Here is a 14,225-nt window from a genome sequence, read left to right as displayed (position 1 = left end):
CCGGAGCCGGTCGCGGCGGCTCAGGTCGGCATCGATGCTCTGGAGCTCACGCAGATCCCGCTCCTGTCGCTGTACCTCCTATTCCAGGGCCGGCAGGTCGAGGCGGAACAGCACGGTGCCGCGCCGCACCCGCTCTCCCGCCCGCACCGGGATGGCCAGGATCTGACCCTCAGCGCGGGCGTCCACCACCCGGGCGGCGTTGGGCACGATGAACACCCCCCGGCCCCGCACCTCGGTGGGCACCGGCCAGAACAGCACCCAGGCCGCCGTGAGCAGGGCGACCCCTCCCTGGGCCAGCAGCACCTGCCCCTCCGGATCGGCGACCTGGCGCCCCAGCCAACCGCGCGTCATCTGTCGCTGCTTCCGATTCAGAGGCCCGGGCTGCTCTGCATGATGCCGCCATCGGCGAAGATCGTGGTGGCGGTGATGTAACTGGCGTCGTCGCTGGCCAGGAAGGCCACCACATTGGCCACTTCCTCCGGCTGCGCCATGCGCCCCAGGGGAATGGCGGCATCCAGTTTGGCCAGCAGTTCCGGGTTGTTCATCGTGGAGTCGTTGATCGGGGTGGCCACAGCTCCGGGCCCCACGTTCACCAGGGTGATGCCGTGGGGGGCCAGTTCCAGGGCGGCGGTGCGGGTGAGCATGCGGACGCCCCCCTTGGCCAGGCAGTAGGGGGTGTTGTTCGGCATCGGCCAGTCTTCGTGCACCGAGGAGATGTTGATGATGCGGCCGCCGCCGCCCTGGGCGATCATCTGCTGGGCGGCGTACTGGGTGGCGAAGAACACACCGCGCAGGTTCACATCGAGCACCTTGTCGTAGTCGTCGGGTGTGGTGGTGAGAATCGAGGTGCGGGTTTCGATGCCGGCATTGTTGACCATCACATCCAGGCGGCCGTATTTCTCCACCGCTGCCTTCACCAGGCGCTGGAGATCGTCGAGCTTCGAGACATCCGCCTGCACCCCATAGCTGCTGCCGCCGAAGGCTCCGATCTCCCGTTCGATCTCCTCGGTGGCTTCGGGATGGGAGCGGTAGTCGATCACCACCTTGGCGCCGCGATGGGCCAGGGCTTCCACGATCGCCTTGCCGATGCCGCTGTTCCCGCCAGTGACGATCGCCACCTTCCCTTCCAACAGGTGGGCCAGGCTGCGGGCGGCTTCAGGATTGGCGGTGTTGGTCACAGTACCCACGGGTGACAGGGATGCCCTTGACGCTAAGCATGGGGCGATGGCGGAGACCACAATGGGCTCGTTGATGCTGGGTTCCGGCCTTCTGGTGCTGGCCTTTCTGGCCAACACCGCCCAGAGCGCCTTCGGCAAGGCCCTCGGCAGCGGCATGGGGGCGATGCAGTTCACCTGGCTCACCTTCGTGATCGCCCTTGGGCTGATCCTGCCCTGGCTGCTCTTGCGGGGCGGGCGGGATCTGCGCACGACCGTTCTGCATCTGCATGTGCTGCGCAGCTGCACCGGTCTGGCTGGATTCTTCCTGTTCATCACCGCGGCTCGGCTGGTGAATCTGGTCAATGCCAATGTGCTGCTGAACACCACGCCACTGTTCATCCCCCTGCTGGCCTTGCTGGTGCTCGGTCAGCAGGTGCCCCGCGCCCTCTGGGGGTGCCTCGCGATCGGCTTCGCCGGGATGGTGATCGTGGTTCAGCCGAATGCGTCACTGCTCACCCGTCCCGGTGATCTGCTCGGGCTGGCGGCCGGTCTGCTCTGCGCGGTGGAGTTTCTGGCCGTGAAACGGCTGGACCGCAGCGAATCGCCGCTCACCCAGATGGCCTACTTCCTGATCATCGGCAGCATCGGCGCCACCCTGGCGGTGCTCGGCCCCTTGCGGCCGCCAGGCGTTGGCGCAGCATTGCTCAGCGGTATTGACCCAGCGCAGTGGGCCACGGTCGTGGCCTCGGGAGCTTGCCTGGCCTGTTTTCAGTTCCTGTTGATCAAGGCCTACACCTATGCCGAACCGGGGGCGATCGGCGCTTTTCAATATTCCTCGGTCGTGTTTGCCGGTCTGATCGGCTGGATCTGGTTTGCCGAACAACCCACCCCACCGGTGTGGTTCGGCACCGCGCTGATCACCCTGGGGGGCGTGCTCAGCATCGTGCTGCAGCGGCCCGCCGTATCCGTTCACCCCGCGGCGGGCACCGAGTCATGAGCCCCTCCATCTGCCCCCGGCCGCAGATCCAGTCCGTCGCCTTCACCTGCCGCGATGCCGAGCGCAGCGCCGCCTTCTTCTGCGACAGCCTGGGCTTCACGCTGCTGGGGCAGGACTGCATCCAGGGGGGCGCTGAGGCCGCATTGCTGGGGCTGGGCCAGGGCCAGCTGCGCCGCCTGCGGCTGGGGGTGGGGCAGGAGCGGCTGGATCTGCTGCAGGTGCTGGATCCCGGTGCGGGCCAGCGGCCAGGCCGTGCGATCCCTCCCGAATCGCGCAGCTGTGATCTCTGGTTCCAGCACCTCTGCCTGGTGACGCCCGATCTCGAAACCCTGCACGGGCACCTGCAACCGTTGCTGGCCAATGGCTCGCTCACGGCCGTGTCGGAGGCCCCCCAGCGCCTGCCGGACTGGAACACCGCCGCCGCCGGCATCCGGGCGTTCAAATTCCGCGATGCTGATGGCCATAACCTCGAGCTGCTGCAGTTCCCGGCCGGCAAGGGCGATGGCCGCTGGCACCAGCCTTGCCCCGGCCCCCTCCCGAGGCTGCTCGGCATCGATCACAGCGCCATCGCCATCGCGGACACGGCCCGCAGCCGCGCCTTCTACGCCGCCGTGCTCGGCCTGGAGGCGCTGCCCAGCGGCGACAACAGTGGCCCGGAGCAGGATCGGCTCGACGGCCTCCGGGAGACGCGGGTGACGATCACGCCCCTGCGCTGCCCACAGGGCATGGGCATCGAGACCCTGGATTACCAGCTGCCCAACCGGGGGCGGCCGATGCCGGCCGATCAGGCCCTGCAGGACCTGGCCCACTGGCACATCCGTCTGGCGGTCAGCGATCTTGACCCGGTGGCTGCCCAGGTGGCTGCTTACGGCGGCCAGCTGCTGTCAGCCGGGGTGCTCGACCTGGGCGAGGCTCTCCCCCCTTGGCAGCGGGGATTGAGGCTGGCTGATCCCGATGGCCATGAGTTGATTGTCTTGGAGTGAGCGTTTTCGGGGGGGGCAGGGATTTCAGCGCAGCCGTTCGATCAGGTGATCCCCCACCCGCAGGGCGTTGGCGATGGCGGTGAGGGATGGATTCACGGCGCCGATGCTGGGCATGAAGCTGGTATCCACCACGTAGAGGTTGTCGAGCTCGTGGGCTTTGCAGTTCAGATCCAGCACGGAACTGGCCGGATCGGAACCGAAGCGGCAGGTGCCGGCCTGGTGCCCCACCGCCGCGATCGACATGGCGCTCTTGATGTAGATCTGCCGCTCCACCAGATGCTTGCGCAGGTAGAGGCGCTCCAGCAGGCCGGTGAGCCGGTCGGAGAGGTGCTTGGCGGCGCTCTGGTTGTTGGGCGTGTAGCTGAGGTGGATGTGGCCCTGGCTATCCACCGTGACCCGGTTGTCGGGGTGGGGCAGATCTTCCGAGGAGATCCAGAAATCGAGTGCGTGTGCCGCGATCCGGTCCATCGACCAGCCCGGCATCAGGAAGGTTTCCAGGGGCGCATAGCCCTTCATGATCGCGCCGTTCGTCTTGCCGGTCATCTGGATATTGCCCATCGGGTAGGCGAACTCGGCATCGCCGAGATACCAGTCGTTGATCGACACCGTTTTCTGAAACACGGTGGTGTTGGGCTCATGGGCCAGGGCCACCATCGCCTTGCTGTTGTGGAACATGTAATTGCGGCCCACCTGATCGGAACCGTTGGCCAGCCCCTGGGGGTGCTGGTCATTGGCCGATTGCAGCAACAGGCGGGCGCTGTTGGCGGCGCCGCAGCTCACCACCACCACATCGCCGCTCACCCGCATCGGCTCCCCATCCCGCTCAAGCTCCACCGCTGTGATGCTGCGGCCCGTGGCATCGGTGAGCAGACGCTGCACGTGGGCGCGGGTCAGCAACGACACCGTGGCGGCGGCCAGGGCCGGACGGATGCCGATCACCTCGGCATCGGACTTGGCGTGCATCAGGCAGGGAAAACCGTCGCAGCAGTTGCACTTGCGGCAGCGACTGAAAGCCATGTTGGCTTCATCGAGCAGCACGCCGCTGGGGGCATGAAACGGATGCAGTCCCGCCGATTTCAGATCATCCACCAGCCGCTGCATGCGTGGCTCATGGGCCACCGGCGGATGGGGATAGGGACCGCTGGCGGGCGGCTCGGTGGGATCCTCACCGCGCATGCCGTGCACGTGATACAGCTGCTCGGCCCGTTGGTAGAAAGGCTCAAAGTCGGCGTAGCGCAACGGCCAGGCCGGCGACAGGCCGTCGTGATGGGTCAGGGCCTCGAAGTCCTGCTCCCGCAGGCGGAAGTGGGCGGCGCCGTACATCTTCGTGGCACCCCCCACCATGTAGTGACTGCCGGGTTGAAAGGGCTGGCCCCGCTTGTCGAACCAGGTGTCTTTCGAGACGTAACGGCCTTTCTGAAACACCTCCTCGGCATCCCAGTTCTGGGGCTCCTGCGGCAGCCAGTCGCCGCGCTCCAGCACCAGAATCCGCAGGCCACTCGTCGCCAGATGGCGGGCCAGGGTGCCGCCACCGGCGCCGCTGCCGATGATCACCACATCGAAGTGATCGCCATTGTTCACGATCAACTGGCGCGGATCAGGCAGGGCTGAGGTGTGCAGGGACGGACCGGTCATCTCCATGGGAGCAGGGGGATCGGTGGAGAGGGAACAGTGCGGTGAGCTGAGGCTGCTCTGGCAGGAATGGTGGGATCATTGGGCTGTCCAGCTCAGCTCTCCGGATAGCGGGCCAGCTGTACCAGCATCTTGCAGACCATCGCCGTCCAGCCAGTCTGATGGGAGGCGCCGATGCCGCGGCCGTTATCCCCATCAAAGTATTCGTTGAACTGGATCAGGTCGCGCCAGCGGGGATCGTTGCGGAAGCTGGGCGTGTCTCCCCAGAAGGGCCGGGCGCCATCGTCTCCGAGCCGGAACAGGCCCACCAGGCGCTTCTCCAGCTCCAGCGACACCTGCCAGAGATTCAGCCAGCGCCCCGAGCGGGTCGGGAATTCCACCTGGAAACTGTCGCCATAGAAGTGGGCGAACTTCTGGAGTGCCTCGATCAGCAGATAGTTGATCGGCACCCACACCGGCCCGCGCCAGTTGGAATTGCCGCCGAACATCGCCACCGGACTGTCGGCCGGTGCATAGGCCAGGGTCTGGCTTTCACCAGCTTCGCAATAGGTGTAAGGGTGCTCGCCGTAGACCTTGGAGAGGGAGCGGATGCCGTGGGGTGAAAGAAATTCATCTTCGTCGAACAGCCGTTCGCAGATGCGCTGCAACCGTTCGCGGGGCACCAGGGCGAACAGGATCCGGTCGTTGTTCCAGAGGCCCAGATGCTCCGCCACCCAGGCCGGAGTGGTGCGCTCATGAATCAGCCAGGCCAGGGTGTTGCGCACATCCAGCACCGGCAGACGCAGCACGGTCTCCACATCGAAACTGGTCACGGCCAGCAGGGGGATCAGGCCGGTGATCGAGCGGCTGCGCAGATAATCAAAGCTGCCATCGGGCCGCTGGATCACGTCGTAATAGAAGCCATCCTGCTCATCCCAGCTGAGCACGCTGTTGTCGTCCTGGGAATTGAGCGCGATGGCGAGCTGCACATAATCCACCACGAAGCGCTCGCAGAGATCAGCCACATCCGGTTGCTCCCGGCTGAGTTCCACCGCGATCTGCAGCAGATTGAGGCTCAGCGAGGCCATCCAGGCGGTGCCATCGCACTGCTTGATGTGGCTGCCATCGGCCAGCGGGAAGCGTCGATCGAAAACGGCGATGTTATCGAGGCCCAGAAAGCCGCCGTCGAACACGTTGTCGCCGCTGCGGTCGTTGCGGTTGGCCCACCAGCCATATTCCAGCAGCAACTTGCGCAACGACCTGGCCAGGAAGGCTGAATCCGCTTCCTCGGTGTTCTTGCGATCGATCTGAAAGATGCGCATCGCCGCCCAGGCCCCGATCGGCGGATTTGGATCCGACAGGGCCCATTCGTAGGCCGGTGTCTGGGCGTTGGGGGCGGTGTAATGGGGGCTGCGCAGCAGCAGGCACTGCTCCTTGGCGGTGGTTGGATCAATGCCGGCGAAGGCCACCGCGTGGAACATCAGATCCCACTGGCAGAAATAGGGATACTCCCAGGCATCGGGCATCGCAATCACATCGTGCGCATGCAACCGCTGCCACTCGGCCGTGGCACTGTCCCAGCGCTGCGCCGGTGGGGGCGGCTGGGTCGGATCACCTTCCAGCCAGCGCAGCACGCTCCAGCCGTAGTACTTCTTGCACCACAGCAGACCGGCTGAAGCCGCCAGAAAGATGCGCCGGTCGTCGTCCCCGAGCCCGGGGGCGCACTGGCTGAAGTAGTCGTGCCATTGCTGCTCGCGCAGGTTCAGCAACCGCGAGAACTCCGCCCCAAAGGGATCCGGCGGCAAGGGATCGTGATCCGTCGAGTTCGGGTCGCTCGAAGCCGCGCTCGACGCGCCGTCGAGGGCCTGCAGCCGCAGATCCACCACCCACTCTTCGCCCGGTTCCAGCAGGCGCTGCAGCAGGATCGCCGCTTTGCTGCCACTGCCGGCCGGGTTGACGGCGCCCGTCTCGGCCGCGATCACATAGCGGTGAAACCCATCTTTCTGAAAGGGCGTTGGATTGGGCTTGCCGTACAGACGCGTGTGGTTGGTTTCGTTGTCGGTGAACAACCAGCGACCCGCTTCACCGCAGCGCAGGCCGTAGCGGCCCAGGTTTGGAATGGCCTCGCTGATCAGACCATCACCGCTGGCCTGCAGGCGATGCTCCACCTCTTCGGGATAGCCCCAGCTCCAGGTGTTACGCAGCCAGAGGGTGGGCAGCAGGGTCAGGGGCGCGGCCACACGGGCCCGGTTCACGGCCCGCAGGCGGATCAGGATGTCGGTGGCTGAGGCTTTGGCATAGGTGATCTCGAGATCGAAGTAGCGATCGTCCTCGAAGATGCCGGTGTCGATCAGTTCGTATTCCGGTTGATCGCGGCCGCGCCGGCCGTTCTCCTCCAGCAGCTGCTGGTAGGGAAACTGCCGCTGCGGATAGCGATACAGGCCCCGCATGAAGGCATGGGTGGGCGTGTTGGCCAGGTGGAAGTAGTAGTCCTTGATGTCTTCGCCGTGGTTGCCCTCCGGATTGCCGAGCCCGAAGGGCCGCTCCTTGAGGATCGGATCCACGCCGTTCCAGAGGGCCACCGAGAAGCAGAGCCGGCACTCGGCATCGCACAGCCCCAGCAGACCGTCTTCCCCCCAGCGGTAGACGCGCGAGCGGGCCTGGTCGTGGGGAAAGGAACGCCAGGCATCTCCATCGGCGGAATAGTCTTCCCGCACGGTGCCCCACTGGCGATCCGGCAGATACGACCCCCACAGATCCCAGGGCGCCAGTCCCTGATCCCGTTCAGCGATGCGGCGCGCCTCGCTCGAGTCGGAGTCGGCGGCCGTTGCGGCTGCGCTGGCCTCCGTCATCGCAGGCTGGCCTTGAGGCGATCGGCCAGGCGCAGGGCCAGGGCAATCACGGTGAGGCCCGGACCCACCGCCGGACAACTGGGCAGGATGCTGGCATCGGCGATCGAGAGGTTGGCCAGCTGATGGCAGGCTCCATCGAGATCCACCACCGACCGGGCCGGATCGCTGCCCATGCGGCAGGTGCCGCAGGCCAGACCCATCACACTCAGCGGCGCCTCGCCGCGGGGATAGATCGGCGCCGCCTGCACCACCGTGGTTTCGGGATCAGCCTCCACCTTCTTCATGGTGTCGAGCCAGCGGTACACCAGCCGGTCGTGGGCCTCCAGGTTGTTGGCCAGGTAGTTCACCTGCAGACTGCCGCCGCGGCGCAGGCTGATGCGGTTGTCGGGATCGGGCAGCACCGCGCTCATCGCCCACCAGCAGACCGAGCGCTTGGCCAGCCACTCGAGGGCGCTGTCCGGCAGCAGGCGACTCACCAGCGACAGTACCGGTGGTGATTCGGCGAAGAGCGTGTCCTGAAGCACGCCGCCGCCGTTCTGGATCGATCCCAGCGGGAACGAGACATTGCGATCGCCCCAGTAGTAATCCGTCAGGCCCAGGCTGGGCCCGTAGCTGCCGCTGCCGGGTTGGCTGGCGCGCTGCAGCAGGGCGCTGAGCTGCGGCTTCATCAGGTTGCGCCCCACCTGATCGGAGCCGTTGGCCAGGCCATCGGGATGGCGGTCGCTGATGGAGCGCAGCAGGATGGCGGGGGTGTTCACCGCACCGGCCGCCAGCACGATCTGATGGCCGCGGAACAGCCAGCGCTGGCCATCGATCAGGGCCTCCACCCCACGCACCTCGGTGCCGCTGGGGCTGACATGCAGTGTCTCCACTTCGGCGCCGTACCGCAGGGTGAAGCCCGACTGTGTGGTGGCCCGATCGATGCCGAACCGTTCGGCATCCCCGCTGGGATCGAGCGCCGAGGTGGACCAGCTCAGCGGCAGCGGGTAGGGATGCAGCCCCTGCCGCTCCAGCCCCTGCTGCAGCTGCTCCAGCAGCGGATCGATCGGCCGGGGCGGGTGGGCATAGTCGCCCTGGCGTGGTGGTTCGCACGGATCGAGACCGGCGCGCCCATGGACGCGGTAGAGGGTTTCGGCGCGGTCGTACCAGGGGGCCAGGTCGATGTAGCGCAGCTCCCAGTCGGGCGCGACCCCCTCCTGCAGGGGCAGCCCGCTGAACTCGGCCTCCCGCATCCGCTGCAGGGCACCGCCCCAGATCTTGGTGTTGCCGCCCAGGGCATAGACCATCTGCGGTGCGAACGGATCGCCGTCGCTGCCGAACCAGGGTTCGTCTGGGTGAAAGCGGGGCCGGCGGAACAGGTCCACATCGACCAGGTTCTGCTCGGCCAGGGGCAGGGGACCGCCCCGTTCCAGCAGCAGCACCGAATGGCCGGCGTCCGCCAGCTCACCGGCGAGGGTGCCGCCGCCGGCGCCACTGCCGACGATGACAACGTCGTAGAAATGGTCGTCGATGATCATGAGCGCTGCCAGACGTAGATCAGAACGAACAGCACGATCCAGATCACATCCACAAAGTGCCAGAACAGCGAGACGGCCACCACGCCGGTTTCGCCCTGGTCATAGTTGCCGGGGCGGAACGAGCGCTGCAGCATCAGGCCCATCAGCAGGATTCCCGTGATCACGTGCAGGCCGTGAAAGCCGGTGAGCACATAGAAGGTGCTTCCAAAGATGCCATCACCCAGACCGAAACCGAGGTGGAGCCATTCCAGGGCCTGGCCATAGACGAAGAAGCTGCCCATCGCCATGGTGAGCAGCCACCACAGCCGGAAGCCCACCAGCTGCTGGCGCTTGAGGCAACGCTCCGCCAGCCAGGCCACCCCGCTGCTGCTCACCAGCACAACTGTATTGAGCAGGGGCTCGCGGATCTCCAGCCCCTCCACCCCAGCCGGTAACCACACCGGCGACGACATCTTGAACACGGTGTAGCCGGCGAACAGGGCCAGAAAGATCACGCTCTCCGAGAGCAGGAAGATCACGAACCCGGTCAGGGTGTGATTGGCATGGCCGTGATGCGAGCCGCTCGCCGCGGCGGGATCGTCGGCAGGTAAGGGGGAGGAGAGGGTCATCGATCAGGCCTCCAGGGCGCGGGCGACATAGTGCGCTTCGTTCTCGACCAGGGGCTTGTTCAGGCCATAGCCGTAGGGGCCGCTGATCACGGTGGGAACGTCGTCTTCGAAGTTTTCAGCTGGCGGTGGTGAGGGCAGCAGCCACTCCAGCCCGATCGCCTGCCAGGGGTTGGGTGGCGCCTTCGGTCCGCGCGCCCAGGAGCTGACGATGTTGAGGATGAACGGAATCATGGCTACCCCCAGCAGGAAGGCACCGAGGCTGGCGAGCACGTTGGCGAAGGCGAACTCCGGGTCGTAGGAGGCCACCCGGCGGGGCATGCCCATCAGCCCGGCCCAGTGCATGGGGATGAAATTGAGCTGGGCACCCACGAAGGTGAGAGCGAAATGGAGTTTGCCGAGGCCCTCATAGGTCATGCGGCCGGTGAATTTGGGGAACCAGTGGTAGATGCCGGCATAGACCCCAAAGGTGATGGTGGAGAAGATCACCGTGTGGAAATGGCCCACCACGAAGTAGGTGTTGCCCACATGAATATCCACCGGCACGGTGGCCAGCATCACACCGGTGATGCCGGCGAAGATGAAGTTCACCAGGCCGCCCAGGCAGAACAACATCGCCGTGGTGAGCCGCAGCTTGCCGCGCCAGAGCGTGGCGATCCAGGCGAACACCTTGATGCCGGTGGGAACGGCGATCAGCATGGTGGTGACCATGAAGAGGTTGCGCATCCACTGCGGTGTGCCGCTGTAGAACATGTGGTGCACCCACACGATCAGGCTCAGCACGGTGATGCCGAAGGAGGCGATCGCCACCACCTTGTAGCCAAACAAGGGCTTGCGGGCGTAAACGGGGAACAGTTCGGAAAAGATGCCGAACACCGGGAGCACCATCACGTAGACGGCGGGGTGGGAATAGAACCAGAAGAAATGCTGATACAGCATCGGATCCCCGCCACCTTCCGGTCGGTAAAAGCTGGTACCGAAGCTGAGATCGAACAGCAGCAGCACCGCCCCGGCAGTGAGCACCGGCAGCCCCACCAGCTGGATGGTCTGGGCGGCCATCGCCGTCCAGCAGAAGATCGGCAGGCGGAACCAGCCCATGCCCGGGGCCCGCATGCGGATGATCGTGGTGACGAAATTGATCGCCCCCATGATCGAGGAGATTCCCGACAGGGCCACCGCCAGGATCCAGAGGAACTGGCCGTTGACAAAGTGGCCGAGCGGGTTCTGGATGCTCTGCGGCGGATAGGCCCACCAGCCGGAGCCTGAGGGTCCACCGGGCACCAGAAAGCTGGCCATCAGAATCACGCCGAAGACGGGAAACAGCCAGAAGGCCGCCGCATTCAGGCGGGGAAAGGCCATGTCCGGCGCGCCGATCATCGGCGGGATCAACAGGTTGTTGAGGCCGTTGAGGATCGGAAACAGGAACAGGAACAGCATCACTGTTCCATGCATGGTGTAGAGGCCGTTGTAGACGGATGGATCGACCAGATCCGCCGGTGGTGTGATCAGCTCACCCCGCATGATCATCGCCAGCACACCCCCCACCAGCAGATAGAACAGGGCTGTGGCGATGTACTGGATGCCGATCACCTTGGCATCGGTGTTGAAGCTGAAGAATCGCTTCCAGTTGTCCGGTGCTCCCGGCACTGGATGGGGTGTCTTGAGAACCCGCGGATCGAACGAGACGGAGGACGACATGGTGGCAGGCTCAGGACACATGAACGGCGGCGGGATCGGTGCTCACATGCACCAAGGGGGGTGGGGCCGGCGGCACGGTGGCCCAGCCGCGATCTCCCTCGGCCAGTCGCTTCTCGTAGAGCAGTCGGGCCTCGTTGTAGCCAGGTTTCAGCGGCTGCCGGGCGGCCTGCTCCAGCCAGCGCTGGAAGTTGGCCTCGCTTTCCACCACCACGTCGGTCTGGTTGGAGGAGAAGTAACCACCGCTGAACATCGAATCGCGCAGCCGGTAACGGCCCTCGCGGGTGGGGATGAGGCTGTAATCGATCACGCTGCCGGGGATCATGTCCTGCTTCAACCGGAAGGCCGGGATGAAGAAGCCGTGGATCACATCCGTGGCGATCAGGTGGAAGCTGGAGCGCAGGTTCAAGGGCAGGTGCAGTTCGGTGCTGTGCACGCCGTTGGGATAGACGAACTCCCACGACCACTGTCGGCCGATCACCTCGATCGGGCCGAAGCCGCCGGCTGCTGCCACGCCACCCGGCTCAGCCAGCGCCATGGCTTCGGCCGTGCCGGTGACGCGCACCTTGCCGCCGAGGGTGGCGAGGGTGTCGCTGACGCGGATGGCGTGCCAGGCGATCAGCATCACGATCACCAGGGGAATGATCGTCCAGGTGATCTCCAGCCGCAGGTTCCCCTCGATCGGGTCACCGTCGTCCATGTCGTATTTGGGGGCACGGTTGAACAGCAACGTCCAGCCGATCACGGACACGCACCCCAGGAAGATGAAGGTGCCGATCCCCGTTTCCAGGGCGAAGAGATCGTCCACGTAGGGCGCCGCCGCTGATGCTGGCAGCGGCAGCCACTGGTGCGACCAGTCGGCCATACGCAGGCTGGCGACCCCATCGAGCAGCAGCGCGATCGCCACCAATCCCAGGGTCCTGGGGCGGAGCGGGCCAGCGCTGGCGGCGGAGAGGTCGGTCATGGCGGGGCGGGACTGGGCGGAACTGAACGGGGCGAGGTTTTGGGGGTCAGGCCGGGATCAGGGCAGCCCCTCACCCAGGGCGAGACCCGCCGCCAGCAGTTGATCGGCGGTGACGTGCACGCCGAATTCGGCGGCCAGTTCGGCGCCGAGGGTGCCGTGCAACCCCAGCACCGCAAACAGGCCCAGGCCGACCAGCAGGTAGCTCCATTGCACCTGGCGGCCCAGGTCCTGGCGCCAGCGAAAGCGCTGCAGACCCCGCCAGATCGTCATCGCCACGATCACCAGCAGCAGGGCCACGCCGCCGACGCCGTGCCAAACCATGGTGGCCATGCTCTGCAGGCCAAGGGCGCTGGTCACATCGGGCAGCGGCACCGCCAGCAACATCTCGCCGAAGCCTGCCGCCACGGTGAAGAAGCTGAGCACCGCACAGGCCAGCAGGTTGTACCAGCCCACATCGTGAAAGCCGGAGCGCGTGATCGGCAGCGCCAGGAAGCGGAACACACGCTTCTCAAGGGGATAGAGCGCACCCACCACATCAAAGGCAATGGCGATCACGAACAGGCCGATCGTGAAATGCACCAAGGTGGGGTGAATCGGAATCGCATAGGGCAGCCCGTTCGGCCCCAGGCGTGCCGCAATCTGCTCGATCGGTGGTGGTTCGGGCAGGTAGAGAAGGGCCATCAGATCTGGGCGGCGCGCAGGGCTTCAACCACCTTCACGGTGTGCAGGCCGTAGATCCAGATCAGCTGGTTGCCCAGGGTGACCTGTACGGCCACGAGCACACCGAGCACGGCGCCAGCTCCGAGAAACGGCAGGGGGAGGCTGCGGGGATCCCGGCTGCGGATCACGTAGCGCCAGGCGGACAGCACCGCGAGCACGGCGGCCAGCGACCAGCCGATCGTGCTGTGCAGATTGAGGATGTCGCGCGAGGCGCCGTAGGGCGAGGCCAGGCCAGCCTCGATCTGGCCGAAGATGATCGCCACGAAGATCGCCACCGTGGCGACCAGCAGATTCCAGAAGCTCACCTCGAACAGGTTGGGCCGTCTGGCGAACACGCCGATGAAATCAAAGATCACGCTGATCACCGCCATGGCGATCACGAAATGGACAACGATCGGATGGATCGTGTCCATCCAGGGGAGGTTGTGATCGTTGAGGGGGGGCAGCAGCTCGAGCATGCGGACAGCATCGGGCCGGCATTACATCCAACCTTGCGCGGAGCTGGCAGGAAGCGCGGGCTCTGTGATGGATTGCGACAGTTGCATCGGCATTTGCACACCGAAAGTCGCGATGGCCGCGATTAGCTTTTCAAGACGCCGTTGTTGATTGCTGTGGCTGCTCCCGCCTCTCCCCTGCTGCGCTGGATCACCGCCGGACTGCTGTTTGCAGCGGCCGGTCTGGCGATTGTGATGCCCTTCGTCTCCGCCACCCTGCTCACCATCGGCATCGGCGGTGTGGCCATGGCGGCCGGTATCTCCCAGTTTCTGCGCATCAGTGGCGTGCCCACCACCCAGGCCAAGGTGCTGCGCGGTCTATCGGGCCTGCTCTATCTGGCCGGTGGCGTGTGGATCCTCTTCTTCCCTGTGAGCAGCGAAGTGAGTCTCACCCTGTTCGTGGGTTTCCTGCTGGCCTTCGAGGGTGTGATGGAGCTGGCAGCGGCGGCCGGCAGTGCGGCTCCGGCCCGCGGCCTGGTGCTGCTGGATGGCATCGTCACGGCGATCCTGGGGGTGATGCTGATCGCCGAATGGCCGGCCGACAGCCTCTGGGCGATCGGCACCCTGTTCGGTATCGCCCTGGCCTTTTCTGGGGTGAATCTGCTCACCGCGGCCCCTGCCGCCGAGTGA

General features: G+C 65.7%; 13 protein-coding genes. 3 read left to right on the top strand and 10 right to left on the bottom strand.

From position 1 onward, the window contains the following. Positions 1–78: 78 nt before the first annotated feature. Positions 79–351: a biotin/lipoyl-binding protein gene (locus H8F26_RS19750; RefSeq protein ID WP_231605345.1), complete on the bottom strand. Its 273-nt coding sequence runs from the start codon at positions 349–351 to the stop codon at positions 79–81. Positions 352–368: 17 nt separating this feature from the next. Next, positions 369–1,178 (bottom strand): SDR family NAD(P)-dependent oxidoreductase, encoded by an 810-nt coding sequence (locus tag H8F26_RS18550; RefSeq protein WP_231598336.1) that lies wholly within the window; start codon positions 1,176–1,178, stop codon positions 369–371. Positions 1,179–1,251: 73 nt separating this feature from the next. Here H8F26_RS18550 and H8F26_RS18545 point away from each other — a divergent pair, with 73 nt between their 5' ends. Together H8F26_RS18545 and H8F26_RS18540 are read left to right on the top strand one after the other, a co-directional pair. Further along, on the top strand, positions 1,252–2,154 hold the full coding sequence (locus tag H8F26_RS18545) for a DMT family transporter (RefSeq protein ID WP_231605343.1): 903 nt from the start codon (positions 1,252–1,254) through the stop codon (positions 2,152–2,154). After that, on the top strand, positions 2,151–3,137 hold the full coding sequence (locus H8F26_RS18540) for a VOC family protein (protein WP_197156442.1): 987 nt from the start codon (positions 2,151–2,153) through the stop codon (positions 3,135–3,137). Before H8F26_RS18545 ends, H8F26_RS18540 begins: the two co-directional genes overlap by 4 nt. Positions 3,138–3,161: 24 nt before the next feature. On the opposite strand, the gene H8F26_RS18535 is transcribed toward H8F26_RS18540, so the two are convergent. The 8 genes from H8F26_RS18535 to H8F26_RS18500 all read right to left on the bottom strand — a co-directional run bounded on the left by H8F26_RS18535 (position 3,162) and on the right by H8F26_RS18500 (position 13,559). Further along, positions 3,162–4,772, bottom strand: a complete 1,611-nt coding sequence (locus H8F26_RS18535) for a GMC family oxidoreductase (RefSeq protein ID WP_197156440.1) — start codon at positions 4,770–4,772, stop codon at positions 3,162–3,164. A gap of 92 nt (positions 4,773–4,864) precedes the next feature. After that, a complete protein-coding gene (locus H8F26_RS18530; protein ID WP_197156438.1) occupies positions 4,865–7,600 on the bottom strand; it encodes a glucosidase in 2,736 nt (911 codons plus the stop codon). Continuing rightward, the gene (locus tag H8F26_RS18525; protein WP_197156436.1) at positions 7,597–9,117 is read right to left on the bottom strand and encodes a GMC oxidoreductase; all 1,521 of its coding nucleotides are present in this window, start codon (positions 9,115–9,117) and stop codon (positions 7,597–7,599) included. The genes H8F26_RS18530 and H8F26_RS18525 overlap by 4 nt, the downstream gene beginning before the upstream one ends. Next, a complete protein-coding gene (locus H8F26_RS18520) occupies positions 9,114–9,725 on the bottom strand; it encodes a heme-copper oxidase subunit III (RefSeq protein WP_197156434.1) in 612 nt (203 codons plus the stop codon). The genes H8F26_RS18525 and H8F26_RS18520 overlap by 4 nt, the downstream gene beginning before the upstream one ends. 3 nt (positions 9,726–9,728) lie before the next feature. Beyond that, a complete protein-coding gene (locus H8F26_RS18515) occupies positions 9,729–11,420 on the bottom strand; it encodes a cbb3-type cytochrome c oxidase subunit I (RefSeq protein ID WP_197156432.1) in 1,692 nt (563 codons plus the stop codon). A gap of 10 nt (positions 11,421–11,430) precedes the next feature. Further along, positions 11,431–12,381, bottom strand: a complete 951-nt coding sequence (locus tag H8F26_RS18510) for a cytochrome c oxidase subunit II (RefSeq protein ID WP_197156430.1) — start codon at positions 12,379–12,381, stop codon at positions 11,431–11,433. A gap of 57 nt (positions 12,382–12,438) precedes the next feature. Then, entirely contained in the window at positions 12,439–13,062 is a 624-nt protein-coding gene (locus H8F26_RS18505; protein WP_197156428.1) for a DUF2231 domain-containing protein, read from the bottom strand. Next, positions 13,062–13,559 carry a DUF2231 domain-containing protein gene (locus H8F26_RS18500; RefSeq protein WP_197156426.1) on the bottom strand — a complete coding sequence of 166 codons (498 nt, stop codon included), beginning with the start codon at positions 13,557–13,559 and terminating at the stop codon, positions 13,062–13,064. Before H8F26_RS18500 ends, H8F26_RS18505 begins: the two co-directional genes overlap by 1 nt. Before the next feature lie 153 nt (positions 13,560–13,712). On the opposite strand from H8F26_RS18500, the gene H8F26_RS18495 reads away from it, so the two are divergent. Then, entirely contained in the window at positions 13,713–14,225 is a 513-nt protein-coding gene (locus H8F26_RS18495; RefSeq protein WP_197156424.1) for an HdeD family acid-resistance protein, read from the top strand.

It is taken from the genome of Synechococcus sp. CBW1006, assembly GCF_015840525.1.
Classification (GTDB): domain Bacteria; phylum Cyanobacteriota; class Cyanobacteriia; order PCC-6307; family Cyanobiaceae; genus CBW1002.
The sequence above is the reverse complement of the archived record's forward strand: the minus strand, read 5'-3'. Positions and strand labels throughout refer to the sequence as shown.